21 protein-coding genes are annotated in these 26458 nt (G+C 67.2%); 3 read left to right on the forward strand and 18 right to left on the reverse strand.

Annotation, left to right across the window (positions count from 1 at the left end):
* Positions 1 to 132: 132 nt before the first annotated feature.
* From ribD to ACVOLJ_RS18810, 6 genes are all read right to left on the reverse strand, one after another.
* A complete protein-coding gene (gene ribD, locus ACVOLJ_RS18785; protein WP_481564809.1) occupies positions 133 to 1218 on the reverse strand; it encodes a bifunctional diaminohydroxyphosphoribosylaminopyrimidine deaminase/5-amino-6-(5-phosphoribosylamino)uracil reductase RibD in 1086 nt (361 codons plus the stop codon).
* 121 nt (positions 1219 to 1339) lie between these two features.
* Complete coding sequence (nrdR, locus tag ACVOLJ_RS18790) at positions 1340 to 1861, reverse strand: transcriptional regulator NrdR (RefSeq protein WP_475279264.1); 522 nt, start codon at positions 1859 to 1861, stop codon at positions 1340 to 1342.
* A 152-nt stretch (positions 1862 to 2013) separates the two neighbouring features.
* Positions 2014 to 2439 carry a hypothetical protein gene (locus tag ACVOLJ_RS18795; RefSeq protein ID WP_481564810.1) on the reverse strand — a complete coding sequence of 142 codons (426 nt, stop codon included), beginning with the start codon at positions 2437 to 2439 and terminating at the stop codon, positions 2014 to 2016.
* A 30-nt stretch (positions 2440 to 2469) separates the two neighbouring features.
* Positions 2470 to 2898 (reverse strand): hypothetical protein, encoded by a 429-nt coding sequence (locus ACVOLJ_RS18800; protein ID WP_475279266.1) that lies wholly within the window; start codon positions 2896 to 2898, stop codon positions 2470 to 2472.
* The gene (gene glyA / locus ACVOLJ_RS18805) at positions 2898 to 4151 is read right to left on the reverse strand and encodes a serine hydroxymethyltransferase (RefSeq protein ID WP_475279267.1); all 1254 of its coding nucleotides are present in this window, start codon (positions 4149 to 4151) and stop codon (positions 2898 to 2900) included. The genes ACVOLJ_RS18800 and glyA overlap by 1 nt, the downstream gene beginning before the upstream one ends.
* Positions 4152 to 4299: 148 nt before the next feature.
* Entirely contained in the window at positions 4300 to 4794 is a 495-nt protein-coding gene (locus tag ACVOLJ_RS18810) for an RcnB family protein (protein ID WP_475279268.1), read from the reverse strand.
* Between the two features lie 251 nt (positions 4795 to 5045).
* Between ACVOLJ_RS18810 and ettA the strand changes: the two genes are divergently transcribed.
* The 3 genes from ettA (at position 5046) to ACVOLJ_RS18825 (ending at position 9030) form a co-directional block, all read left to right on the forward strand.
* A complete protein-coding gene (ettA, locus tag ACVOLJ_RS18815) occupies positions 5046 to 6710 on the forward strand; it encodes an energy-dependent translational throttle protein EttA (RefSeq protein WP_475279269.1) in 1665 nt (554 codons plus the stop codon).
* A 253-nt stretch (positions 6711 to 6963) separates the two neighbouring features.
* A complete protein-coding gene (locus ACVOLJ_RS18820; protein ID WP_481564811.1) occupies positions 6964 to 7653 on the forward strand; it encodes an outer membrane protein in 690 nt (229 codons plus the stop codon).
* Between the two features lie 60 nt (positions 7654 to 7713).
* Entirely contained in the window at positions 7714 to 9030 is a 1317-nt protein-coding gene (locus ACVOLJ_RS18825) for an NCS2 family permease (RefSeq protein ID WP_475279271.1), read from the forward strand.
* A gap of 88 nt (positions 9031 to 9118) precedes the next feature.
* Here ACVOLJ_RS18825 and bcsZ read toward each other — a convergent pair whose 3' ends face one another.
* From bcsZ to ACVOLJ_RS18885, 12 genes are all read right to left on the reverse strand, one after another.
* Positions 9119 to 10255, reverse strand: a complete 1137-nt coding sequence (gene bcsZ, locus ACVOLJ_RS18830) for a cellulose synthase complex periplasmic endoglucanase BcsZ (protein WP_481564812.1) — start codon at positions 10253 to 10255, stop codon at positions 9119 to 9121.
* A complete protein-coding gene (gene bcsC, locus ACVOLJ_RS18835; RefSeq protein WP_481564813.1) occupies positions 10239 to 13814 on the reverse strand; it encodes a cellulose synthase complex outer membrane protein BcsC in 3576 nt (1191 codons plus the stop codon). The genes bcsZ and bcsC overlap by 17 nt, the downstream gene beginning before the upstream one ends.
* Positions 13814 to 16186, reverse strand: a complete 2373-nt coding sequence (gene bcsB / locus ACVOLJ_RS18840; protein ID WP_481564814.1) for a cellulose biosynthesis cyclic di-GMP-binding regulatory protein BcsB — start codon at positions 16184 to 16186, stop codon at positions 13814 to 13816. Before bcsB ends, bcsC begins: the two co-directional genes overlap by 1 nt.
* Positions 16183 to 18807, reverse strand: coding sequence for a UDP-forming cellulose synthase catalytic subunit (bcsA, locus tag ACVOLJ_RS18845; RefSeq protein ID WP_481564815.1), 2625 nt, complete (start codon positions 18805 to 18807; stop codon positions 16183 to 16185). Before bcsA ends, bcsB begins: the two co-directional genes overlap by 4 nt.
* On the reverse strand, positions 18807 to 19562 hold the full coding sequence (gene bcsQ / locus ACVOLJ_RS18850; protein WP_481564816.1) for a cellulose biosynthesis protein BcsQ: 756 nt from the start codon (positions 19560 to 19562) through the stop codon (positions 18807 to 18809). Before bcsQ ends, bcsA begins: the two co-directional genes overlap by 1 nt.
* On the reverse strand, positions 19559 to 19738 hold the full coding sequence (gene bcsR / locus ACVOLJ_RS18855) for a cellulose biosynthesis protein BcsR (RefSeq protein WP_481564817.1): 180 nt from the start codon (positions 19736 to 19738) through the stop codon (positions 19559 to 19561). The genes bcsQ and bcsR overlap by 4 nt, the downstream gene beginning before the upstream one ends.
* On the reverse strand, positions 19738 to 21372 hold the full coding sequence (gene bcsG, locus ACVOLJ_RS18860) for a cellulose biosynthesis protein BcsG (protein WP_481564818.1): 1635 nt from the start codon (positions 21370 to 21372) through the stop codon (positions 19738 to 19740). The genes bcsR and bcsG overlap by 1 nt, the downstream gene beginning before the upstream one ends.
* Entirely contained in the window at positions 21369 to 21548 is a 180-nt protein-coding gene (gene bcsF, locus ACVOLJ_RS18865; RefSeq protein ID WP_481564819.1) for a cellulose biosynthesis protein BcsF, read from the reverse strand. The genes bcsG and bcsF overlap by 4 nt, the downstream gene beginning before the upstream one ends.
* Entirely contained in the window at positions 21545 to 23083 is a 1539-nt protein-coding gene (locus ACVOLJ_RS18870; protein ID WP_481564820.1) for a BcsE family c-di-GMP-binding protein, read from the reverse strand. Before ACVOLJ_RS18870 ends, bcsF begins: the two co-directional genes overlap by 4 nt.
* A gap of 246 nt (positions 23084 to 23329) precedes the next feature.
* Positions 23330 to 24517: a nicotinate phosphoribosyltransferase gene (pncB, locus tag ACVOLJ_RS18875; protein WP_481564821.1), complete on the reverse strand. Its 1188-nt coding sequence runs from the start codon at positions 24515 to 24517 to the stop codon at positions 23330 to 23332.
* Between the two features lie 43 nt (positions 24518 to 24560).
* On the reverse strand, positions 24561 to 25400 hold the full coding sequence (locus tag ACVOLJ_RS18880; protein WP_475279291.1) for a glycosyltransferase family 2 protein: 840 nt from the start codon (positions 25398 to 25400) through the stop codon (positions 24561 to 24563).
* Positions 25397 to 26251, reverse strand: a complete 855-nt coding sequence (locus tag ACVOLJ_RS18885; RefSeq protein ID WP_475279292.1) for a glycosyltransferase family 2 protein — start codon at positions 26249 to 26251, stop codon at positions 25397 to 25399. Before ACVOLJ_RS18885 ends, ACVOLJ_RS18880 begins: the two co-directional genes overlap by 4 nt.
* Positions 26252 to 26458 lie beyond the last annotated feature (207 nt).

The raw sequence follows: 26458 nt of genomic DNA on the forward strand, positions 1-26458 counted from the left end.
TACGTGCGCGTATGCAGGGCGTATGGAACGGCCTGGTCAGGTGCCGCCGCGCGCGGCCCGGCGACGTCCCTGCATCGCCGGGCCATGCCGGCGAATCAATCCGGTAGCGCCCGGCCATGCCCGGCGGACGCCTTACACCCGCAGCAGCAGGCGCAGATCGTCGCCTACCTGGCGTTGATCGACCACGCGCAATCGATGCTGCTGGTCCATCGTGTGGATGCCGAGACCGGCCAGCAGCGGGCGACCGCTGTCGCCCAGCAGTATCGGCGACTGGTACAGCAGCAGCTCGTCCACCCAGCCACCGCGCAGCAACGCACCGGCCAATGTCGCGCCGGCTTCGGTATGCACTTCGTTGATGCCGCGCTCGGCCAGCAGTGACAGCACCGCGCCCAGGTCGAGGTGGCCGTGGCGCAGCGCGACGCTGGCAAAGCCGGCATCGGCCGCGTCCGGTGGACTGAACGCCGCATCATGCAGGTACAGCGTGGGTGCCCCACCCTCGCGCACACGCGCGCATTCGAGCGAGCGCAGGCGGCTGTCCAGCACCACGCGCAGCGGCGGCACCACGTCGGCGCCGGGCAGGCGCACGGTCAGCATCGGATCGTCGGCCAGCACGGTGTCGGCGCCGGTGAGGATCGCACCGGCGCGTGCACGCCAGTGCTGCACGTCTTCGCGCGCGGCCGGACCGGTGATCCACTTCGAACTGCCATCGGCCATCGCGGTACGACCGTCCAGACTGGCCGCCAGCTTGACCCGCAACCACGGGCGGTTGCGCTCCACGCGCGACAGGAAGCCCTTGTTGAGCTCGCGCGCCTGCGCGGCCATCAGCCCTTCGGCAACCTCGATGCCGGCATTGCGCAGCAGATCGAAGCCACCGCCATCGACCTTGGGGAACGGATCGCGCATCGCGGCGACAACGCGCGACACGCCCGCTTCGATGAGCGCCAACGCGCATGGCGGTGTGCGGCCGTAATGCGCGCAGGGTTCCAGGGTGACGTAGGCCGTGGCACCGCGCGCCTCGTTGCCCGCTTCGCGCAGCGCGAACACTTCGGCATGCGGGCCGCCGGCACGCTGGTGCCAGCCCTGCCCGACCACGCGTTCGCCGTGGGCGATCACGCAGCCGACCATCGGGTTGGGGCGGGTGGTATAGGCAGCGCGCTCGGCCAGGCGCAGCGCGTTGGCCATGTGCAGGTGGTCAAGGACGGTGAACGATGTGCTCATGGCGCCATGGTAACGCTGCTGGCGTTGATCGACGCCATGCGGCCTTCAGTGCCAACCAACGGTTGGCACCCACCAGTGGATGGTGCCATCTGGCCAACCAAGGTTGGCAACTACCGGGGCGTCAGCCCTTCTTTTTCTTGGTCAGGGCAATCACATCGCCCAGCAGCTGCAGCTGTTCGGTACTGGAAGGCAGGTCGCGTTCGAGCTTCTCGATCTCCTCGCGGAAATCGGCCACGTCCTCGAAGCTGCGGTACACCGAAGCGAAACGCACATAGCCGACATGATCGAGCTTGCGCAGTTCGTTCATCACGAATTCGCCCACCTTGATCGACGGCACTTCGCGTTCGCCGCTGATGCGCAGCTGGTGGACCACCGCACGCACCGCCGCTTCGATCTTCTCTTCGGGCACGGCGCGTTTCTGCAGCGCGCGGTCGAAGCCAGCGCGCACCTTGCGGGCATCGAAGGCTTCGCGGGTGCCATCGCTCTTGACGATGGCCGGCAACTTCAGTTCAACGGTTTCCAGGGTGCTGAAGCGCTCGTTGCACGCCTCGCACTCACGCCGACGGCGAATCGTCGCGCCGTCTTCGGAGACGCGCGAATCGATGACCCGTGTATCGGTATGCTGGCAGAAGGGGCAATACATGGAACGCCTGGCTCAGGGAAGTACCTATTGCCACGGTCATGGCAGCGTCGCAAAGGTACCTGAGAAGCCTTGTCCCAGCAAATTCAGCAGCGTAAACGCCCGGATTGCAGGGGCTTGGGTGAATTCAGCGTGCGCTATCTGCGCCGGATGTTTCAGCATCGCGCGTGCAGCCACACCAGATGCGCCGATGGCAGCAGCAGCGGTACGCCCAGCACCAGATAGCCCAGCACCTGCCATGGGCTGCCGGTGAAGAGGCTGAAAAGCACAACGCCCACCACACCCAGCGCGGCCAGCGTGCCCAGCAGCAGGCCGATCCATGGCAGCGCCGGTGACAAGCGCAGGCCCTCGCGGCCCCGGCGCAGATAGCGCAGGCTCAACCACAACCAGCACAGCAGCCCCACCACACCCGCGCTGGCCCACAGGAACAGCACCGCGCCTTCATCGCCACGCATCAGGCCATGGCGGGTGAGGAAGGTGTAGATGCCGTAGCCGGCAACGCCGCCGCCGGCCACCAGTGCGGGCAGGCCCAGCAGCAGGCATTGGGCGATATACAGGCGTTTGTGCAGACGCTCATCCATGCGTTCAACGCTCCTTGCCGAGGTCTCGTATCACGTGCGCGGCCGCAGCCACCAGAGCATGCCGGCCGGCACCAGCAGCGAAGGCCCGGCCAGCAGAAGAACGAAGGCTCCGCGGCCGTGGGTCAGGCCCAGCCAGACCCCGATGCCCAGCAGTGGCAGGCTGGCAACCATACCCAGCAGCAGCGCGCCCCACTGTGCGCGGCTGCGCACCTGCAGCGCACTACGACCTCCAAACAGATAGCCCCAGCTGAGCCCCAGCCAGGCAAGGCAGCCGGCAACACCGGCCAGGCCCCACACCAGCATCAGCGCCTGCCCTGGCAGCGCGACGGTGCCATCGGCAAGCGATGCCACGCTTCCGGCCATGCCAAGCACGGCCATCGCCCCGCCGAACAGCACGCTGGGCGCACCGAACAACACCGCCAGCGCCGCATAAAGCAGGCGCTGGCGGCGTTCACTCATCAACCGTAGACCGGGTACTTGCGGCACTGCGCACTGACGGCATCACGCACGCGGGCGATGACCGCGTCATCGGCCGGGGCGTCGAGCACGTCGGCGATCCAGTTGGCCAGGTCCACGCAGTCCTGTTCGACATAACCGCGGGTGGTCACAGCCGGGGTGCCCAGGCGCAGGCCCGAGGTCACGAACGGCGAACGCGGGTCGTTGGGCACCGAGTTCTTGTTGACGGTGATGTGGGCCTTGCCGAGCGCGGCTTCCGCATCCTTGCCGGACACGTCCTTGCCGATCATGTCGACCAGCATCAGATGGTTTTCAGTGCCGCCGGAAACGATCTTGTAGCCGCGCGCGATGAGCGTGTTGGCCATCGCCTGAGCGTTCTTCACCACCTGCTGCTGGTAGGCCTTGAAGCCCGGCTCCAGCGCTTCCTTGAAGGCCACCGCCTTGCCGGCGATGACATGCATCAGCGGACCGCCCTGGATGCCGGGGAACACGATCGACTGCAGCTTCTTGACCAGGTCTTCGTCAGCACCCTTGGCCACGATGATGCCGCCGCGCGGACCGCGCAGGGTCTTGTGGGTGGTGGAGGTGACCACGTGGGCGTGCTGCAGCGGGCTGGGGTACACGCCGGCCGCAACCAGACCGGCAACGTGCGCCATGTCCACGAACAGGTAGGCACCGACCTTGTCGGCGATCGCGCGGAAGCGCGCCCAGTCGATCACCTGCGAATAGGCAGAGAAACCGGCCACGACCATCTTCGGCTTGTGCTCCAGGGCCAGGCGCTCGACTTCGTCGTAGTCGATCAGGCCCTGGTCGTTCACACCGTACTGCACGGCGTTGAACAGCTTGCCGGAGGCGTTGACCTTGGCACCGTGGGTGAGGTGGCCGCCGTGGGCCAGGCTCATGCCGAGGATGGTGTCGCCCGGCTGCAGCAGCGCGAAGTACACGGCCTGGTTGGCCTGCGAACCGCTGTGCGGCTGCACGTTGGCATAGTCGGCATCAAACAGCTGCTTCAGGCGGTCGATGGCCAGCTGCTCGGCGATGTCCACGTATTCGCAGCCACCGTAGTAGCGCTTGCCCGGATAGCCTTCGGCGTACTTGTTGGTCAGCTGGCTGCCCTGCGCTTCCATCACCGCCGGGCTGGTGTAGTTCTCGCTGGCGATCAGCTCGACATGGTCTTCCTGGCGCTGGGTTTCGGCGGCGATGGCCTTGGCCAGTTCGGGATCGTAGGTTTCGATGCGGACGTCACGCGGGAACATCGGGTACTCCAGCAGGCGGGGAAAGGAGGGTGCGGCTCAGCCCTCGATTGTAGCCCCGTGCCGGCCCGCTGGGGCCGAAACGAACGGGGCCGGATCCGCGCGAAGGAATCCGGCCCCGTATGGTTTGCCTCTGGATCTGACCGCCGGCTCAGCGGCTGCTGAGGATGAAGTCCGCAAGGATGCCGGTGGCCACCGCGACCAGCAGCATGTTGCCGCGGTCATCGCGCACCCACTGGTGGCCATACGGCGGGCGGCGCAGGTGATAGCGCGGGTAGTCGTTCACCACGTAGACCGGGCCGCGGTAGTAGTCGCGATAGCGGTGGCCGACCTTCCAGCCATAGCCTGGGCCGTGCCCATAGCCAGGGCGATAGACCACCCGCGGCGGCGGTGCCGGGCGGTAGTAGCCGTGGTCGTAGCGATGGTCGCGGCGCCAGTCACGGCGGTCGTCGCGGTAATCGCGGCGCGCTTCGCGACGGTCGCGCTCCCACTCGCGGCGGTCCTGACGCCACTCGCGGCGATCTTCCCGCCATTCGCGGCGGTCGTGGTCGCGACCTCGGTGGTCGTTGTCGGCGAAGGCCGGGGCGACGGCGCCAAGCGCCAGCACAGAGGCCACGGCGCCGGCCAGGAGTCGATTGATATGCATGACAGACCTCTGTGGATGGGTGGTGACCCCATCTTGCGCATGCGATCTGAACCGTTTCCGGCTGGAAACGCTTCCCGCCCTGCCGCTGTGACGGGGTATTCAGGCAGCGGCCAGCCCCGGCGGCCCGAAACGGCGCGGGCGACAGGCGGTTCCGGCTATAATTGGGGGTATTCCATTCAGTCTGTGCCTGCTGTCGCATCGGGATGTTCCCGGCGACGGAACGGGCGCAGGGTCGCGCCTACGGAGACAGCATGTCCTCGCAATACATCTACACCATGAACCGCGTGTCCAAGGTGGTCCCGCCCAAGCGGCAGATCATCAAGGACATCTCGCTGTCCTTCTTCCCGGGCGCGAAGATCGGCCTGCTGGGCCTGAACGGCGCCGGCAAATCCACCGTGCTGAAGATCATGGCCGGCGTGGACACCGACTTCGAGGGCGAAGCCCGCCCGCAGGCCGGCATCAAGGTCGGCTACCTGGCGCAGGAACCGGAGCTGGACCCGACCAAGACCGTGCGTGAAGCGGTCGAGGAAGGCGTGGGCGAAGTGCTGCAGGCGCAGGCTGCGCTGGATGCGGTGTATGCCGCCTATGCCGAGGAAGGCGCCGACTTCGATGCGCTGGCCAAGGAACAGGAGCGCCTGGAGGCGATCCTCGCCGCTGGCGATGCGCATACCCTGGAAAACCAGCTGGACGTGGCCGCCGATGCGCTGCGCCTGCCGCCGTGGGAAGCCATCGTCGGCAAGCTGTCCGGTGGTGAGAAGCGCCGCGTTGCGCTGTGCCGCCTGCTGCTGCAGAAGCCGGACATGCTGCTGCTCGATGAGCCGACCAACCACCTTGATGCCGAGTCGGTGGAATGGCTGGAACAGTTCCTGGCGCGCTACACCGGCACCGTCGTGGCCGTTACCCATGATCGCTACTTCCTGGACAACGCCGCCGAGTGGATCCTGGAACTGGACCGCGGCCGCGGCATTCCGTGGAAGGGCAACTACACCGACTGGCTGACCCAGAAGGATGAGCGCCTGAAGCAGGAAGACAACCAGGAAAAGGCTCGCCAGAAGGCGATCCAGAAGGAACTGGAGTGGTCGCGGCAGAACGCCAAGGGCGGCCGCACCAAGGGCAAGGCGCGTCTGGCCCGCCTGGAAGAGCTGCAGTCGGTCGATTACCAGAAGCGCAACGAGACCAATGAAATCTTCATCCCGCCGGGCGAGCGCCTGGGCCAGGCGGTGATGGAATTCAAGAACGTTTCGAAGAAGTTCGGCGACCGCCTGCTGTTCGACAACCTGAACTTCCTGGTGCCCTCGGGCGCCATCGTCGGCATCATCGGCCCCAACGGTGCCGGTAAGTCGACCCTGTTCAAGATGATCACCGGCAAGGAAAAGCCGGATACCGGCGAGATCGTGGTCGGCCCGACCGTGCAGCTGTCCTACGTCGACCAGAGCCGCGACGCGCTGGAAGGCAACCACAGCGTGTTCCAGGAAATCGCGGGCGGTCTGGACATCCTCAACATCAACGGCATCGAGATCCAGTCGCGTGCCTACATCGGCCGCTTCAACTTCAAGGGCCAGGACCAGCAGAAGATGGTCGGTTCGCTGTCCGGTGGTGAGCGTGGCCGACTGCACATGGCCAAGACCCTGCTGCAGGGTGGCAACGTGCTGCTGCTCGATGAACCGTCCAACGATCTGGACATCGAAACCCTGCGTGCGCTGGAAGATGCGCTGCTGGAGTTCCCGGGCAATACCTTCGTCATTTCGCATGACCGCTGGTTCCTGGATCGCATCGCGACCCACATCCTGGCGTTCGAAGGCGATTCGCACGTGGAGTTCTTCCAGGGCAACTACCGCGAGTACGAAGAAGACAAGCGCCGCCGCATGGGCGACGACGCGGCGCCCAAGCGCCTGCGCTTCAAGGCGTTGAAGTAAGCATCACCGCAGGAAACGAAAGGCCGCGCTTGCGCGGCCTTTCGCCTTTTACGGGTTGCAATCGTTGTTTGTTGACGCTTTTGGCTCTTTCGGGCCGTCCTTCGGCACGGTCTCCGTGGCCGCGATGAGCATCAAGCACCCTTGAAACCCTGTCGTACCCGGCATCATCGGCACTTTGCAACTCGTTGTATGTTTCCGGCTTCACCCATCGGTTTTCCTACGTCCCCGATTCATCCCCACGTAGGAAACGACGATGAAAGCACTGATCTTCACATCGGCAGCCTTGCTGCTGTCGAGCACCGCCACGGCCGCCACCGCTGACTGGGACGGTATCCATATCGGCGTACACGCCACCCATGGTGAGGGCCACAGCCAGGACCGCAGCAATGCCAATGCAACCGAAAAGCGCCTCGGCGGTTTCGCCGGCGGCGTGCAGGCCGGCCGCTTCTGGCAGTTCGACAACAATGTGGTGGTCGGCATTGAAGGCCGCTTCAGCGCCGGCAGCATCGGTGGCCGCTGGCAGGACCGCGACACCCATCAGCACAGCCCGTACCACGGCAAGGATGCGGTGACCCGTTCCGGCGCGGTCGACCTTTCCCTGGGCTATGCCGCCGGCCAGTGGCTGCCCTACCTGAGCGCGGGGGTGACCGTGGCCCGGCAGGAATTCGCACTGGGTTGCGACAAGTCGCTGGTGGAAGCCACCAACGGTTGCCGCGTTGCCGAGTTCGAGACCGCCGCATCGCACGTTTCCACCGGCACCAGCGTCGGTGCGGGCGTGCTGTATCGCTTCAACGAGCGCCTTTCGGCGGGCGCCGAGTACCGCTACACCCACCTGGGCTCGAGCCCGGTAACGCTGGAAGACCCGAACTACCCGGCTGCAGCCCGTCGCAGCTTCCACAGCGACTACAGCAGCGTTACGCTGAAGTTGAACTACCACTTCTAACCGCCTGACGACGCACCACGGCCTTTCGGCAACCGGGCGCGCAGGTACGAGAGATCTGCGATGTCCCTGTTTGAACGCCTGTTCCAGCTGCAACAGCACGGCACCACCGTGCGCACCGAGCTGCTGGCCGGTGTCACCACGTTCCTGACGATGTCCTACATCGTCTTCGTCAATCCCGAGATTCTGGGCACCACCGGCATGGACGCCGGCGCGGTGTTCGTGGCCACCTGCCTGGCCGCGGCACTGGGCTCGATGGTGATGGCGCTGGCGGCGAACTTCCCGGTCGGCATGGCGCCGGGCATGGGCCTGAATGCGTTCTTCGCCTTCACCGTGGTCGGTGCTGCCGGCCTGCCGTGGCAGCAGGCGCTGGCGGCGGTGTTCATTTCCGGCCTGGTGTTCCTGCTGCTGTCGTTGACCGGCGTGCGCGCATGGCTGGTGTCGGGCATTCCGGCATCGCTGCGGTCGGCGATCGTGGCCGGCATCGGCCTGTTCCTGGCGATCATCGCGCTGCAGAAATCCGGCGTGATCATCGGCAACGAAGACACGCTGGTGGCGCTGGGTCCGCTAAACACTGCGCCGCCGCTGCTGGCGCTGGGCGGGTTCCTGCTGATCGCGATCCTGGAAGCGCGGCGTGTGCGCGGCGCGATCCTGATCGGCATCCTGGCGGTCACCGCCGCCGGCTGGGCACTGGGCGATGTGCAGTACCACGGCCTGGTGTCGCTGCCGCCGAGCCTGGCGCCGACGTTCCTGCAGCTGGACCTGCCAGGCCTGCTGCACCACAACGGTGGCGCGCCCATTGCGGTGCTGCTGCAGGTGGTACTGGTGTTCGTGCTGGTGGAAGTGTTCGATGCCACCGGCACGCTGTACGGGGTGGTCGGCCGCGCTGGCCTGCTGAAGCTGCCGGGCGCGCAGAAGCGTTTCGGCCGTGCGCTGCTGGCCGACAGCACCGCCATTGTTGCCGGTTCGCTGCTGGGTACCAGCAGTACCACCGCCTTTGCCGAGAGTGCCTCCGGCGTGCAGGTCGGTGGCCGCACCGGGCTGACCGCACTGGTGGTGGCCGCGCTGTTCCTGGCTGCGCTGCTGTTCTCGCCGCTGGCCGCGATGGTGCCCGGCTATGCCACCGCACCGGCGCTGCTGTTCGTGGCCGGGTTGATGCTGCGCGAGCTGGTGGAAGTGGACTGGAGCGATCTGACCGAATCGGTGCCGGCCGCGCTGTGTGCACTGGCGATGCCGTTCACCTATTCGATCGCCAACGGCCTGGCGTTTGGTTTCATCGCCTATGCGGCGCTGAAGGCCGGCACCGGGCGCTGGCGCGAGGTGCATCCGGCGGTGTGGCTGGTGGCGGTGCTGTTCGCGCTGCGCTACGCGCTGGAATGATGTTGCCGGCCAGTGGCCGGCACTACCGGAAGCCGGTACATCGCGCTGCGTTCGGTAGCGCCGGGCCATGCCCGGCGGCCTGCAAGGGTTACCAGCGCGGTTGCAGGCGCCCGTCTGCGGCGAAGCGCCAGCGGCCTTCGGCCCAGCCACGGCCGAACAGTGTGAGCATCTGCGAGTAGTAGGCCGGTTCGTCGGCACGTTGCTGCTCGGCGCTGGGCAGGCTTGCCAGCAACGATGCCGCCAGGGTCTTTTCGCCCTGTGCCAGCAGATAGGGCAGCAGGGCCGCACGGAAACCATAGTTGCCCTCGCCCTGCCCTTTGCCGCTGCGGGTATCAACCTTTTCCCACATCGGTGCACCACTGCGCAGGCGCTGCAAGGGACCGGACAGCGCGGACAGCTGGCGGCGGTACAACGGATCGCGCGGCGCGGTCATGCCCGCCCAGGTGTAGCAGCGGATGGCATCGTAGCCACCGATGGCGCCATTGACCGGGTCGACAATGAAGACGCCGTCCTTGCATGCCGCCCAGTCCGGTGCGAAACCGTGCGGACTGGTCTGCTGCAGCATCGCTACGGTGGATTCAGCCAGTGCCTGCCAAGGGCCGCCACGATCAGCGGCGGCGAAGCGGCGCAACAGGGGCAGCGGCAGATAGCTGGGATTGACCCGGGTAGCGCCGTCTTCAATGAAACCCTGCGGCCCCGGCAGCAGCATCGGCCCCACTCCCGGCAGTTGCACGATCTCGCGCTTGCGCACCTGCGCCAGCATGCCTTCGGCGATGGCCTGCAATGCCGGGCGGCGCCACAGTCGCCCGGCTTCCAGCAGCGCATAGGCCAGCCACAGGTCCGAATCGGAAGCAGGATTGTCGTCCAGCAGGCGCCAGGTCCCCTGGCTATCGCGCCCCCACAGCCAGCCAGGCAGGTGCTGGCCCATGTCGCCCTGCGCCAGGTTGTCCTGGGTCCAGCCCAGGATGCGGTCGAACAGCGCCGGATCGTTGTCGACCAGCGCAAAGAACAGGGCGTAGGACTGGCCTTCCGAGGTCGAGCGTTGATCCTGCTGGCTGCGGTCGATCATGCGGCCGTCGCGGCTCAGGCTGCTGTCCTGCAGTACCTGCCAGGCCGGCCATCGCGGCGCACCCGTCGCGGCACGGCTGCCCACAGTGGCCAGCAACGGCAGCAGCGCCACCGACTGCAGCAGGCGGCGGCGTTGCAGATCAGCGGAATTCGCCATACGGCACCAACGGAGAGACGGGCAACGGCAGGTTGCCCTGCCACGGCTTGAAGGTATAGCGCAGATAGAGCTGGAAGGTGTTGGGCGAGAAGTCGCGGCTGCGCTGCAGGGTGCCCGCTGCACCCAGCACGAAGTGATCGCCGAGGCGACGCTCCACCGCCGCATACAGGCGGTAGCCGGTACCGGTGCTGCTGCCATCGGTGGTGTAAAGCCCCTCCGGGTCCAGCTGCAGTGGGCCGTACTGCGGTTCCAGTTGCGCGATCACGCGCTGGATCAGCGCCTCGTCCGGGAAGCGGCTGATCGAGCGTGTACGCGCGTTGGACACACTGAACGAGCCATCCACGCGCAGCGACCAGTTGTCATTGCGCCAGGCGAAACCGACCGGCAGGCTCAACGAGGCATAGCGCTGCGGGCTGTAGTAACCGCCCTGCCCCAGCGAGTAGCCGCCCAGGTCCTTCTGGTAACGCCAGTACATCGCGGTGGTGCCCACATCCAGACGCATGTCCGGGCGCTGGATCAGCTTGTGGTACCAGCCCACCATCGCCCGTGCGCGGGTGTTGTTCTCCACGTTGCGACCGCTCAGCTGGTGCCAGCTCCAGTTCGACCACACACCGTTGCGCCCCCCTTCGTCGTAGCCCAGGCTGAAGGTCACGCCATTGGCGGTGACACCGCCCCAGGCGATGCCGCTGCGCGGATCGACCGCACCGGCCTGGGACAGCAGCGAGTTGGTCATCGGCCGCCGCGAGACGGTGGCGCCCCAGCCGAGACGGCCAAGGTCGCCATTGAGGGTGACGCCACCCAGCCAGTTGCCCACCACATAGTTGGACGGGGTGTGGCCGACGTCGATGTTCCAGCGGTCATCCAGGGTGCGCCAGCCGATGGCCAGGCCGACACCGGACGTGCGCCGCTGATGGACGTCGCGGGTGCAGCCTGGTGCCTGCAGGCGCGTGCCGTCGGCCTGGATCAGGCCGAGGTCGCAGCTGCCGAAATCCTCGTTGTAGGTGCCGTTGGCATCGGTCTGGAAACGCCCCGCGTCGAACCGTACCTGTTCGATACGCGCCCAGCCCAGGCCACCTGCGAACGGTGCGTCGAGGTGGACGATACGGGTGTCGCGGCTCAGCTTCGAGATGCCCGGCGTGCCGTCACTGCGGCGGCCGGAATCCTGCATCACGGTCAACGTCGGGTTTTCCTGCTGGTACAGGGTTTCCACGTCGCTGCGCAGGCTGCGCCGCAGCCAGTCATCGCTGGCCGTTTCGCGGCTGGCCAGGGTCAGGGCGCGGTTGTCGCGCGGCTGCGCCTGCGCCGGTGCAATGAGCTGGTTGTCGGCCATCGCCCGCGCATACATGTCCAACGCCTGCTGGGGATCGTCGCGCCGCACCAGTCGCGCCGCGTCGCGCCAGGACTGTGCGTCCGGCCCGCTCTGGCGCGCCAGCAGCGCGCGCAGTACCTGCAGCGCCCTGGCGTCTTCGCGCAGGTCGGTCCAGATGCTGGCCAGCTGGCGTTGCTGGCCGATTGCATCGTCGGCCACCAACGGCGGCGCCTCCTGCATCTGCCGGCGCGCGCTGGACAGGTCGCCGGTGCCGATCCAGGCCTGCACCTGGCCCAGCTGCGCATCCGGATTGTCCGGCTGTTGTGCCAGCACCTTCTGATAGTAATGCAGGGCCTGCGCGTGATCGCCACGCAAGCGCGCCCACTCGGCCAGGATCAACTGGTTGTCGGCGCTCGCCGGCTGCTGCTGCAGCAGCGCGATGGCCTCCGCTTCCCGGCCCTGCGCGCGCAGGTCCCACAGGTGATCGATCAGCTGCTGGCGCTGCAGGCGTTCGGCAAGCGCGCGCATGTCATCGTCCCACTGCGTGCGCGGCACCGCATCAAGCACCGCCAGCGCCTGCGGCAGGCGATCGGACCCGGACAGGTACAGCGCCTGCGCATAGCGTGCTTCGGTACCGGCGTTGCGTGCGGCCATGTCGGCAATGATCGCGTCGGCGTCCTCCTGCTGCCCCGCAGCCCGCAGTTCATTGCCCAGCGCGTAGGCCAGCCAGGCATCGGCAGGCAGCTCACGGCGCAGCTCACGGCCCAGCGTGATGGCAGCCTCGGCATCGCCTGCGGCCAGCGCCTGCTCACGGCGCTCGCGCAAGCGGCTGATCTGCAGCTGGCGCAGGTCGTCTGCATACAGACTGCGCTGCGCGGCCGGCAATGCATTGATGAATGTTTCCAGCCGCTGTGGATCGGTGCGGCCATACAACTGCACCAGCTTGCGGACGACGTTGGCATCGCGCGGCGCCAGCCGTCGCGCGGCCTGCAACTGCCGCTCGGCCGCTGCGTCATCTCCCCGTGCCACCGCCACATCGACCTGGCCGAGGATGGCGTTGATCTCACGTGGCTGCTGCCGGCGCGCCTTCAGGTACAGCACGTCGGCCTGGTCCAGCTGTCCGGCTGCCAGCGCAGCCTCGGCCTGGTCCAGCAGCAGCCAGTAGCGTGTGCTGGTTTCCAGATCGCGCCATTTGTCGTTGTTGTCACCGGCCGGCGTGGCCTGCACGGCACGCTGGAAGTAGCCGATGGCCTGCTCGCGGCGTCCCTGGCGCATCAGCGCCATGCCCAGCCCACCGAGGAATGAAGGCTCGCGCGGATAGCCGCGCAGTGCCTGCAGGAACGCGCGCTCGGCATCGGCGTTGCGACCGCCGTCAAGCAGCTGCTGCCCGCGCAGGCCGGCGCGCCACGCCGGGTCGCTCACCCGCTTGTGCTGGTCGGCGTAGCGCTCGCGCACCAGCGCGATGTCGCTGAAGGTGGGGTTGCGGGTGATGAATTCCTGCAGGCGGCGCACGTTGCGTTCGTCGGCGGGCTGGTCCTGCAGGTAGCCCCATTCGGCATCGGCCGCGAGTGCCCGTGCTTCGGGATTGCGGCCCATGCGCTGCAATGCCGCCAGCGCGTCGGCATCACGGCCTGCAGCGAACAGCAGCTGCGACAGCGACTGCAGCAGGGTGGTGTTGCCTGGGTAGCTGCGGTCGAGCGCGGTCAGTTCGCGGATGGCCGCATCGCGCCCGCTGGGCTGGGTGCCACGCAGCCGCCAGTATTCCAGGCCAAGCTGCAGGCCCGGCGGATCGTCATTGAACAGGCGCCGGTAGATCACCAGCGCCTCATCGCTGCGGCCACCGGCGGCGAACAGGCGCGCCTGCTGCAGGTCCTGCTGCAGGTCACCGCGATAGGCCCGCCACAAGCGCTCGCCGGCCGCCAGTTCGCGGCTGCCCGCACCCAGCTGGCGCAGGCGCTGCAGCGTCGCATCGGCATCGTCCATCTTCTGCTGCGACAGCTGCACTTCAAGGATGGCCACCAGGGTGCTGCGGTCATCTGGTGCGAGCATGCGCAGTCGGGCCAGCGCGTCTTCGATCAGTCCCTGGCGTCCACTGGCTTCGCCGATGCGCACCTGCTGCAACAGCCACTGCCGCTGTTCGGCCACGGTGCCGCCCGGTGTGGCCGGCAACGGCTGTGCAGCGCACGCACCGGCCAGCCCCCACAGGACCAGGCCGGAAGCAGCTGCCAGCGAGGACGGCTTGCGTGCCATCAGTGGCCTTGATCCAGGCGCTTGGCAGCGACCCAGCGCAGCATGCGCCAGAACAGGAAGGCGACCATCAGCACGACCACGGTGGCCAGCACCGCCAGCAGCGCCGGATGATCGGCCAGGTGGTACCACAGCAGCAGCCACCACGGCAGCGCACCTACGTAGTAGTGCTCGCCGACGAACTGGCTGTGGATGCCGGAACTGCGCAGGATGGCCACCGAGCCGGCGATCGCCTCGCGCTTGCCGGTGTCGCTGAGGGCCTCGTCGAGCAGGCCGTAGTCGGCCACGTTGCTGGCCGCCAGCGAGACGATGCTGCGCTGGGCGTGCAGCGGTGACTGCAAGCCGATGATCGCCGCGAAGGGCGCGTCGGCCGTCACTGCCACCTGGGTCACTGCCGGGTCGCCGGCGCGGCTGCCACGGCGGGCCTGCTCCGTCGCCAGCTGCGGCGAGGGCGACTGCCCGTTGAGCAGGCGCGTGCGCTGGTCATCGATCAACAGCGACAGCTGGTCGCTGCCGCGCAGCTCGGCCGGCAAGGCGCCAAGCATCAGCAGATCGGCATCGATCGCACTGGCCTGCTTCCAGTCATCGGACAGGCGCAGGCCATAGGCCGGGTAACCGCTCTGTACGCCCAGGCCACCCACCAGGTTCAACAGCAGGCTGACCTGCGCTTCGCTGGCCTTGGCCGGCACCAGTACCACCGTCTCGGACAGATCGGCCATGCGGGTGAACGGGAAACCGCTGAGCGCGAACGCGGACAGGTCCGGCAGGCCCATGTAGTGGTGGAACCCGGAGAAGTCGATGGTCGAATCTTCTTCGATCGCCGCTTGCAGGTTCGGCGGCAGCACGGTCTGGCAGTGGTCGCGCTGGGCACTGCCCATCACGCTGGCGAAGTTGAAATCGAAGCGCAGCTGGTTTCGATCGCCCAGCTTGAGCGAAGGAATCAGCAGGCGGCCATCATCGGCGCCGCTGTCGCCAGCCAACACCGGCAGGCGGATTTCCTCCAGGCCCTGCTTGCCGTTGCGGCGCACCAGCGGGAAGCTGGAAATGAACTGATCGTTGATCGCCACGCCCAGACGCGATTCATCGCTGCCGAACGGCGGCGTGTAGCGGTAGCGCAGGTTCAGCGGAATACCCTGGTTGCGCCAGATGAACAGGTCCGGTGGCAGGTTGAGATTGACCGTGATCGGCTGTGGCGACACGCCGTTGGCGTGCAGCTGCTGCGGGTAATCCAGCAGTTCGGCCAGGCGCACGGCGCGGTCGGTACGTACCCAGTTTGGCGCGTCATAGGGCTTGCGCGGAGCCAGCGGCTTGATTTCGTCGATGGCCACCTGCTTGCCGCGGAACAGCGCATTGCCGGCAGCCATCGCTGCTACCGCCTTCTGCAGATCATCGTCGTTGCGACCCAGCACCAGCAGCAGCTTGCGCTGCGGATCCTCCGGCAACGCCATCAGCTCCACCACCGGGCCCTTCACCGGTGCGTGGTTGGCGATCACCGGCGGGAACTTGCCATTGACTGCCAGTATCACCGCGTGGCCCTGTGCCGGCAGCGCGCCAAAGCTGACCGGGAAGCGCGCCTGCCGCCACCAGCCAGCGAGGCTGCCGAAGTAGGACGCCATTACCGCACCGGCACGCTGCTGGGCCAGCGTAGGCGCACTGCCGAACACCACCGGCAGTTCCAGCCGCGCAGTGTCGCGCGGGTCGAAGAACGGCAACGGGAAGTTGGCCAGATCATCCTGCATCGCCAACACCTGGCCGCCCACGCGCAGCGTGCTGTTGCTGGACAGGTTCACCCACAGCGAGCTGTGCGTGGGCTCTTCGCAGATGTCGGTGTAGTGGCCGACGAATTCCAGCCGCACCTGGTTGAAATCGGCGATCAGGCGCGCGTCCAGCGGCAGCTTTGCCTGCACCGGTCGACCCAGCTGGTCGTTGCTGATGGGCACCACGCCCATCATCGCGTCGTTGAGGTAGACGCGCAGGTGCGACAGCGTCGGCAGCAACGAGGGCGACGGAGTGAAGCTCAGGTCGAGCTCGGCCTCACGCGCCAGGCGGTCACGCCGCACCTGGAATTCGAACGTGGTGGAATTGCGCACGCCCGACAGCAAGGTGTCCTGGCGGCGCCCCAGCTGGGCAAAGGTGCTTTCCCGCTGCCATGGCCAGGCGCTGCCGGCCCAGGTCTGCGGCGATGCCGCTTCGGTGCGTGCAGCAGGAACCTGTGCAGCCGCCACCGGCGTTGGCACGGCAACCTGGGTGGTCGATGCGGCCGGGGTGGAACCGCTGGTCGGCGCGGGTACCGTGGCCGGCGCACTGTTGCCGGACGCCACAGGCAGGGCCAGCAGAGGCAGCAACAGCCAGCGCAGAGGGGACGGAATGCTCATGGACGAAGCCCTGGATCAGCGGCTGGGTCAGCCGGGTGGGATGGAAGCGGACGTTGTGGAGCGAAACTGGCCAGCCAGCGCAGCAGGCGGCGGTTCCAGTGCGCGGGGCGATCAAGATCGAAGGGTGCGAAATCGCCCATCCGCCGGTAGCCGCGCCAACCGAGCGCCAGCACGCTCCACAGGCTGCGTGGCAGGCTCTTGGGCTTGTAGCCGGCGTGCCAGTCGAGCCACGCATCGGCACGGGCAAAGGTGCACTGGGCAAATTCCACGCGCTGGCGCTCATCCTCGAAGTCCAGCAGCAGCCCCAGCCGATGGCCGACACTGCGCTGCACCCGCGCCGGGAACGCAAACTCGCGACGGCCGCGCCCCAGCAGCACCTGCACCGGCTGCCCTTCGAGCAGCTGTGGATCGTCACCCAGCTCGACGCCTACGCCATCGTTGGAATAATCCTGCAGCACGCCACGCAGGCGACGGCCATCAGGTACCTGCAGGGCCATCGGCAGTCGCGTCGTCACCCGGTGGGTGCGCCGCACCTGCTGCACTTCGGCGGCCACTGCCAGCGCACCGCCAACGATCAGCAGGTTGTACAGCACCCACAGCGAACTGACGATCACCGTGCCCCGTTCGTCGGCCGGGCCATGCATGAAGCGCCAGACCGCAAAACACAGGCCGAGTACGTTCAACAGGGCAAGCACCAGGTAGGGGCGCGCCACCCGCCAGTCGAAGCGATCGCCGGCCTGGGTGCCGCCCTTGTCGGTGACATTGAACTTGCCCCGGCCCGGGCTGAACAGCGCGATGGTGGTCGGGCGCGCGATGTACCAGGCCAGTACGGTTTCATACACCTCGCCCCAGAACGGGCGGCGGTACTTGCCCTGGATACGCGCGTTGGTGAGGCTGGCATGGGCCATGTGCGGTACCACGAACAGCAGGATGGCCAGCGCCGGGGCATAGATGATGTAGACGTGCAGCAGCAGGAATGCCAGCGGTGCGGTAAGAAACACCAGCCGCGGTATGCCTGCCAGGAAGTGCAGCATCGCATTGGCATAGCAGAAGCGCTGGAACAGGCTCAGGCCCTTGCCGATGAGCGGATTGTCGATGCGGAATATCTGCACCATGCCGCGGGCCCAGCGGATGCGCTGGTTGACGTGTGCGCCGAGGCTGTCGGTGGCCAGGCCGGCAGCCTGCGGAATGCGCAGGTAGGCCGAGTTCCAGCCCTGGCGATGCAGTCGCAGCGCGGTGTGGGCGTCTTCGGTGACGGTCTCGGTGGCGAAGCCGCCAATCGCATCGATCGCTTCGCGACGCAGCACCGCGCAGGAGCCGCAGAAGAATGCCGCGTTCCACAGGTCGTTGCCATCCTGCACCAGGCCGTAGAACAACTCGCCTTCGTTGGGATCGCTGCGGAACACCTGCAGGTTGCGCTCGAATGGATCGGCCGAGAAGAAGTGATGCGGGGTCTGCACCAGCGCCAGCCGGGGGTCACGCAGGAACCAGCCACAGGTGACCTGCAGGAACGAGCGCACCGGCAGATGGTCGCTGTCGAAGATCGCCACCAGCTCGCCATCGATCAGGGTCAACGCATGGTTGAGGTTGCCGGCCTTGGCATGACGGTTGTCGGTGCGGGTAATGTAGTTGACCCCGGCGCGTTCGGCGAAGGCGCGGAACTCCTCGCGCTTGCCGTCGTCGAGGATATGGATGCGCAGCTTGTCAGCTGGCCAATCCAGGCCCATTGCCGCGTAAACGGTGTGCCGCACCAGCGCGAGGTCTTCGTTGTAGGTGGGAATCAGCACATCCACCGTCGGCCATTGCTGGATGTCCGCCGGCAGCGGCGCGGGGCGGCGGCGCAGCGGCCAGGCTACCTGCACGTAGCCAAGCATCAGCACCAACCACGAATACGTTTCGGCCGCCAGCAGCACCAGGCCACAGATCAGGTCGAAGGTGCTGTTCCAGTTCAAGGTGGCCGTATAGCGCCACCACAGGTAGCGGCAGGACACCGTCATCGACAGCACGACCAGCACCAGGGTGGCGTAGCGGCCCTGCATGCGCCGCACCAGCAGCGCGATGACCCACAGCAGCAGCACGAACACGAACTGGGCGAAGTAGGTGAATGGCTGGGTGATGCAGAGTACGGCCAGCCCCAGCGTGGCCAGGCCGATCAGGAAGGTCAACACGTTGCGGCTACGCGGCGACAGCGCCTGCAGGCGCTGGCCGGCCCAGGCGATGAAACGGCTGTTCCAGACTTCGCTGGGCGCATCGCGCATCGCGCGCAGGTAACGCAGGTGCCCGCGCCCGGCGGCCCCACGCAGTTCGGCGATGCGCTCACGGCGCGCCCGCGCAAGGCGTTGCCGACGCTTCGAGGGCCGTGGTACCAGGCGCACGATCGACAGCCAGAGCGCCTGTATCAACAACCGCAACGGATCGCCAGGACGCCAGCGGCGGTCGCCCTGCAACTGCGGGAACGCCCCTCGCAGGCGCGGTGCCAGCCCCTGCCAGGCCGGTGCTTCCAGGCGCAGGAATGCCCAGCCGATGGCCTGCAGCAGCCACAGCATCAGCCGGGTCGGCCACGCTGCATGAACCCGCTCGCGCAGCCGGCCCCAGTGCAGGTAGTAGACCCGTGCGCCCATCATTCCTGCGCACCCCGCGCTTGCCGGCGTGCGGCTTCGGCCAGGCACCAAAGCGCCAGGCCGTCGATATCGGCGGCCGCCAGTGAATCGGCAGCATGGCGGCCCAGCGGCTGCTTGCTGGCCAGTGCAGCGGGCACCCGCGCGTCCTCGTGCAGCGGTTGTGGCAGCAGGCGCTCGGCATGTGCATGCAGCCACAGCTGCATCAGGTCACGCTGCACCGGCACGGCTGGGTCGTAGCGATTGGCCAACAGCCGGCGCCTGTCGGCGTGCTGTCGCTGCAGCATCACGTGGCTGCCCGGATCGACACGCGCCACGCGCAGCGGCAGGGTGCAGCCAGCGTGCTGGTTGATGGCCGCCGCATGTGCAGGCAGGCGTTGCGGCAGATCGAACAGTACCCAGTCGAACTGCGGCGACAGCAGCGGCAGACGCTCGGCCCAGGTAGCCGGTGCTGCCTGCAGCCACGCTTCAATCCGGATTGCCTCCTCCTCGTCGACGCGCCCATACGGCAGCACCGCCAGCCCGGGTGCGCAGGCGAAGGCGGCCATGCGCCAGTCGTTGCCATCAAGCTGGGCGCGTGCCCAGCCGCCGGTTTCCTTCGCCGGCAGCCCCAGGTGAAGGCCGAGCATCTGGTCCGGGCTGCACTCCACCAGCAGCACCCGCTGCCCCTGCGCATGCAGGGCCTGGCCCAATGCCGCCAGAACGGTGGTCACGCCGGTACCGCCCTGCACGCCCTGCAACGACAGCAGCGTACTCATGGCAGCCGCTCCAGTTCGGCCAGCAACGGCCAGCGCGCCAATGCCCGGGCGCGTTCATGCTGTGCGGAAAAATCCACGTACGGCATATCCGGCATGTCCAGGCTGCGACGCAGCAGGTCGATGTCGTCCTCTTCCACGGACAGGGTGACGGGCACGGCAAGAATGTCGGCGGTCATCAGCGCTTGTCCTCTGGATAGGGGCTCCAGGTCTGGCTGCCCTGCAACTGCAGCCAGGGCTTGCCGCCGTAATCGATGACCTTGGCGCCCTCGTTCTCGGAAACCGAGGGGGTCTGCGGCAGGCCGTTCAGCAGGCTGTCCCAGTTGCGATCGGCCGGCGGCGACTGCGCATTGAGCGCATAGACGCGCGATACCAGTTCGGAGATGGCCAGGTAGCTGCTCGGCTCGGGTACATGGCGCGGGCCACCTGCCGCCGGCGCGCCCATTCCCACCAGTTTCACCCCGACCGGAACGTGGGTGATGGAAGGGCTGGGAATCTCGCGCATGCCCGGAATCTGCATGCGATCCCCGTGCAGGGCGGCGCCGTGTTCGGGCACCACCACGATCATTGCCCGGCGCCCGCTCTTCTCGACTGCCTCGACGAAGCCGGCCATGTCGCCCAGTACCATCTCGGCACGCGCCTTGTAGTCGGCCGCGTTGGCGCGGCCATCGGCGCCGACGATGCGATTGCCATCGTGCAGCGAGATGGTGTTGTAGAACAACGCGACCTGCTGGGTGGACTCGGCCTGCCGCTGCTTGAACCAGCCATTGAGAACGTCGCCGTCGCGGCGCAGCGGCGACTTGTCGAAGGCCACCAGTGCGCGCGGCAGCGGGTTGATATCCATCGGCTTGGCCTGCAGGCCACCATACTTGGACAGCTCGCCGATGAAATCGTCGAAGTGACCATCATGGTTCATCGCCAGTTCGCTCTGGAAGCCGAGTCGCTGCAGATTGGAGAACAGCTGGCATTCGGCCGGCACCGGATCGAACAACGCGGTGTGCGAGGTCTGCCCGCAGCTGGCACGCAGCAGGCGGATCGCCGCCGGGCCGCTGTAGGCAGTCGCCGAATTGAAGTCATCAAAGACCACGTCCATGCGATCCAGCAGGTTGTTCTGGCGCATGCCCACTTCGTCCAGATCACTCCAGGCCAACGAGCAGATGTTGAGGATGATGACGTCGAAGGGGGCACCACTGGAGGGCGCCGGGAACGCAGTCTTCAGTCCGGCCTGCTGCTGGTAGAAGCTGGCCAGCCAGGTATTGAGGCTGTCATTGCTGGCCGGTGCCAACCCTGCAGCACCGGTGCCGGCACCCGCACTGCCGCTGGCCGCAACGGCCTGGCTGCCACCCCATCCCCACCCCGCCGGCAGAGGCAGTGCCATCACCGCCATGCCAAGCATGCCCAGCACGCTCAGGGTGGTGATGCGCAGCCACGGCTTCAGCAGGTAATAGGCCACCACCAGCAGCAGCAGTACCGTCACCATCTGCCAGTTGATGAAACGCTGCGCCAGTTCGAGCCAGTAGTCGGCGGAGAAATCCAGCACGCCCGGTTGCGCCAGCAATCGCTGGAACGGTGGCCACCAGGTGTCCTGGTAGTACAGCGCCACACCGACAGGTACGGCCACGACCGTGCGCGCAATGCGCGCCCACCGCCAGCGCAGCGGCACCAGCAGCACGGCCAGGAACAACAGGTTGGGCAGGAGCTTGAGATTCAGGGCGCCCATCCAGGCCAGCACCACCTTGGACAGGAAGTACAGGTTCCAGCCGCGCAGGTCAGCCCAGGCGAACGGTGATGCGGGCAACGCCTGCGGACTCATGCGGGCCTCCGCGGCGCGCGTTGGCGTACGCCCACCCGACGCAGGTGGCGCGGCGGCAGCCAGCGGCCGGCACGTCGACGCAGGCCGCGCCAGAGCACCCCCAGCATCGCCCCAAACGGAATCATCAGTACCGCGCAGGCGACGATCAACGTCCATAGCTGCTGGTCGGTGGTCATGGCTCATCTCCCAGCCGCAGCGGCGCAGGTGTGGCGAACGGCGCTGCGACCACCACGGTCGGCACGGCCGGCAGAACCTCGGCGGCAGACGGCAGCACCTCCGCTTCCGGATCACTGCCGCTGGCATTCATCGCCGCGATATCGAATTCGGCAAGGCGCTGGTAGCCATCGAACAGCTCGCGCCATGGCAAGCGGAAGAGGTTGGTCAGCGCCTGTTCGATGGCATCGCGGCGACAACCGAACAGGAACAGGCGTACCTGCCCACGGTACACGCAGGCAAGATCGCCCTGACGCCGGATGCGCAACTGCTGCAACGTCTGTTCGGCGCGCAACCCGGCCACCGGCTGCAATGCCAGCACCGCGCTTTCCACTGCACTGCCATCCTGATCGATACGATCGGCGGCGATCTGGCGGAAGCGCATTGGATTGACCTGACCGCTGATCGCCGGTGGTCGATGCGCGCGGATCAACGGTTCGGGGTCGGCTGCCAGCTGCCCCTGCCAGCGTTGCCGCTGCACGGTGTCGAGCAGGGTCAACAGGCGCGGCAGCGGCGTATGCGCCGGCACCACCAGGCTGCCACCGCATTGCAGCAGCAATCGCTCATCGGCATAGCGCAGGCAGGGCTGCAGTTCGCGCACCACCAGCTTCAGCGCATCGCCGCGCTCCCGGCGCAGGCGGTGCAGCAGGCGTGCCAGTGCATCGACCTGTGTGTTCTCGCTGATGGCCAGCACAACCGTGGCTTCACGCGCCTGCAGTGCCGCCGGCATCAGCCCGGCCCAGCCCTCGTAAAGCCTCCAGGCCGAAGACAAGGGCGGTGCGCCTTCCAGTACATCGGCCTGGGTCAGGAACAGATCACGGTCGCTACCGCTCTCGGCAGCCAGCGACGGCGCGGCAGCCTCGGCGTCGGGCAGCCGCTGCAGGCAGTGGCCAGCCTGTTCAACGCCGAAGGCGCGCTGGGCAACCACGCCATGGCTGTTGGCCCAGTAGTGCAGCAGCAGCTGCAACGCGCCACGGTGCGGGTGCAGCTGGGCAACGCCTGCGCAGCTGCGGTTGAGCGACAGCAACCGCGGGGCAACCGTTGCCACCTCGCCATGGCACAGCAACAGCAGGACCTGGTTTGACTGCTGCGCCCAGTGCTGCAGGTGCTGGCACCAGCGTGACAACCGCGCATCGTTCCACCCTTCCAGTGCAGCCACCGGGAACTGCACCACGCTCATGCCGGTGGCCGCACCCGAGGCGCGCGGAAGATCCCCGGCCAGGCCGCGCAGGGCCTGCTGCATGCCCTGATGGGGGCACTGGAACGTACGCACCCGCGCAGGTCCCTGCTCAGGGGACAACAGTGACAGCATCGGCTCGACGCCACGCCCCAGCGTTGCCAGCAGAACCTCCTCGACTTCGGCAGCGCCCACAAGTGCACTGGCCCCCAGCAGATCGGCTGGCGCACTGCCGGCAGCGACCGCCCAGTAGACGCCGCCGCTGCGCATTTCGACGAATTCGGCGGGCATACCGGCAATGGCCAGATGGGGCGCTGTCACGCGTGGCTCCTCTCAGCGGCCATCAGCAACGGGTCCATGGGGAAACATGCAGGGCGGGAACTGCAGCAATGGAGACTCATTTGATGACGCACGTCACATTCATGTGGATGTAACGGCATCATAACGTTGATCCTGACGCTTGCGGCATCAACGCACGGTCAACAAAGGCCTCCGCCCACGGTCATTTCTGCGCACCACGCCCCCGCCCGGCGCCCACCCCGGGTGGAACGCCGTCCGCCGCCCGTATCAGCCCTTGGCTGGATCGGGCAGCTCAAACACCTGCCGCAGGTAGGACAGGTAGCCCGGGTCGTCGCACATGCTCTTGCCCGGCGAGTCGCTGAGCTTGGCCACCGGCTGGCCGTTGCAGCGGACCATCTTGATGACGATGTTCAACGGCGTCGGCCCCAGATCATTGGTCAGATGGGTGCCCACGCCGAACGCCACCTGGCAGCGGCCGCGGAAGTAATCGTACAGGCGCATGACGCGGGCGATGTCCAGGCCATCGCTGAACACCAGCACCTTGCTGCGGGCGTCGACGCGACGCTGCTGGAAGTGCGCCAGCATGCGGTCACCCCAGTCGAACGGATCACCGGAATCATGCCGCACGCCGTCGAACAGCTTGCAGAAGTACATATCGAAATCACGCAGGAACGCGTCCAGCCCGACCACGTCGGACAACGCGATGCCAAGGTCGCCGCGGTATTCGCGCGCCCAGGATTCCAGTGCCGCCACCTGTGAATCGCGCAGGCGCGGACCCAGTGCCTGGAAGGCCTGCAGGTACTCGTGGGCCATGGTGCCGTGCGGGGTCATGCCGTACAGGCGCGCGAAGTGCACGTTGCTGGTGCCGACCAGCTGCGGGCCCAGTGCATCGCGCAGCAACGGCAGCAGGCGCGCGTGCCAGTCCCGCGAGTAGCGGCGGCGGCTGCCGTAATCGGCGATGCGGCACTGCTCGAAACCGGGGGTGTCGCGCAGCAGCGCGGCCTTGGCCTGCAGGCGCCGCTCGCCCTCGGCGAAATCGGCGGTGGTGGTGTTGCGGAACCAGACCTCGTTGATGATCGCCAGCAGCGGCACTTCGAACAGGATGGTATGCAGCCAGGGACCGGTGATATCCAGTTCGATCTCACCGGGCACGGTTTCCGATGCACGCAGCTGGATGTACTTGCGGTCCAGGTGGAACAGGCCGAGGAAGTCGGCGAAGTCCGGCTTCACGAAGCGCAGCCCGCGCATGTAGTCCAGCTCTTCATTACTGAAGCGCAGGCTGCACAGGTGGTCGATCTCTTCGTCGATCTGGTCGATGTAGCGGGCCAGTTCGATACCCGGGTTGCGGCACTTGAACCGGTACTGGACCTGCGCGCCGGGGTGCTGATGCAGCACCGCCTGCATCATGGTGAACTTGTACAGGTCGGTGTCGAGCAGGGACTGGATGATAGGCATGGGTGGAAGTATGCGCCCGGCGGAGTGAACCGTGGGCTCGGCGCTACAACGATCGGCGCAGCAGCCTCGGCACCTGCACCAGCGCATGCGCCCAGATCGCGCCCCACACCGCCATCCGTACCGGCACTGAGCGCTGTGCTGCTTCGAACTTGCTGAAATAACGCCACAGCCCGCGATGCTTGTGCCATTCCACGAAGAACGGCCGCGAGCGGCTGGATACGCCGCGCACGTGGGTCACCTTCAGGTCGTTGGCGATGGCGACCACCCCACCGGCCTCGCGCACGCGCCGGCACAGGTCCAGGTCTTCGGCATGCAGGCGGTAGCCGGCATCCCAGCCACCGATGCGATCAAACAAGCCACGCTGCATCAGCAACAGCGCACCGGACAGTGCCGGCACCTGCTGCAGCGGCTGCGTGGCATCGCGTGCAATCGCCAGCCGCGCGCCACGCCCCGGCGAGCGCAGCATGGCCAGGAAATCGGGATCACGGCGGCGGACTGCTTCATCGGCCTGGCCGTGTTCGTCCACCTGCTCCACACCCAGCAGGGCGTCGCCCACCGCATCGGCCAGATCGCGCAGCGTGGACAAGGTATCGCCTTCCACCAGCAGGTCCGGATTGATGAACGCCAGCCACGGGCTGCCCGAATCGGCAGCACCCTGGTTGTTGGCGGCGGCAAAACCGGGGTTGTCCGGGTTGGCGATGAAACGCACCCGTGGATCGTAGCTGGCGTGCCGCTGCACGATTTCCAGGGTGTCATCCAGCGAGCCGTTGTCGATCACCCGGATCTCGGCCACGTCCTGCGCCTGCCGCAGCCGCGACAGGCAGGCGTCGATGGTGCTGCCGCTCTGGTAGGTGACAACGATGGCGGCAATGGCGGAATTCAAGCGGGCGGCTCCAGCGGCGATGGCGGCACGAACAGGTCACCCTGCCCGCGCGGCATTATCGCCTGCTGCAGGCGCTGCTGCAGGTCCTGGCGCAGCGCGTGCAGCGGGTCGTGCATCAGGAAGTCAGCCAGGCGCGGCACCCAGCCGGGCCAGCGCGCCGCCAGCGCTTCAAGATCACCGTCGCGGCTGACCGCTTCGCTGGCACGGCTGACGTACGCGTTTTCGCACAGCACGTTGCGCCAGCCCAGCCCGGCCATGCGCAGGCTCAGGTCGACCAAGGCCGCGTTCCAGCCGAGGTAGCTTTCCGCATCCAGGCCACCGGCGCGCCGGCGTGCGTTGGCGCGCACCAGTACGGCATGGGTAACGGCCGAAGGCAGCTCGGGATGCAGGGCCGGCAAGGCGGCACAGACGTGCGCCAGCATCGCCGGATCGGTGGGCTCCGGGTTGAGTTCGCCCAGGCGCGGCCAGGCGGCGGTCTCGCCGACGTTGCACCAGGGGGTGGCGGTGGCGATGGCCGCATCGCGGGCGAAGGTCGCCTGCAGCTGCTGCAGCCAGCCCGGTGCCGGCACGCTGTCCGGCGCCAGCACGGCTACGTCGAGGCCATCGCAGGCGCGCAGCATTTCATCCAGATGGGCGACCTCGCCCAATGGCCGTGCGCGGCGGGTGTACTCGGCCTGCAGCGGGGTATGCGCCAACCAGTGTTCGACCACGGCCTGCGCGCGTGGCCCGGCCTGCGCGTCATCGCCCAGCCAGATCGACGTACCGGCGGCCGTGCCGGCATCGAGCGCGGCCAGGCAACGGTCAAGCGCCGCATCGTCCACGCCCAGCGGCAACAACACGATCGCCCCCATCCCGCCTCCGTGGTAGTCGCTGGCGGTAGCGTATCACCGGCAGGGCTGCGCCCTGCACCCGCAGAAGCAACGTCAACTTCAACGTCAAGGTCAAAAGCCTGCATTCCGTGAGATGGCGGGGTGGGTCCGGTTGAGGGGGACGCCGTAAACCCATCCATGGGGGCTTGGTCGCGGCATCCATGCCGCTCACACCCCCTCAACCGGACC

The organism is Stenotrophomonas sp. STEN046 (assembly GCF_056759755.1).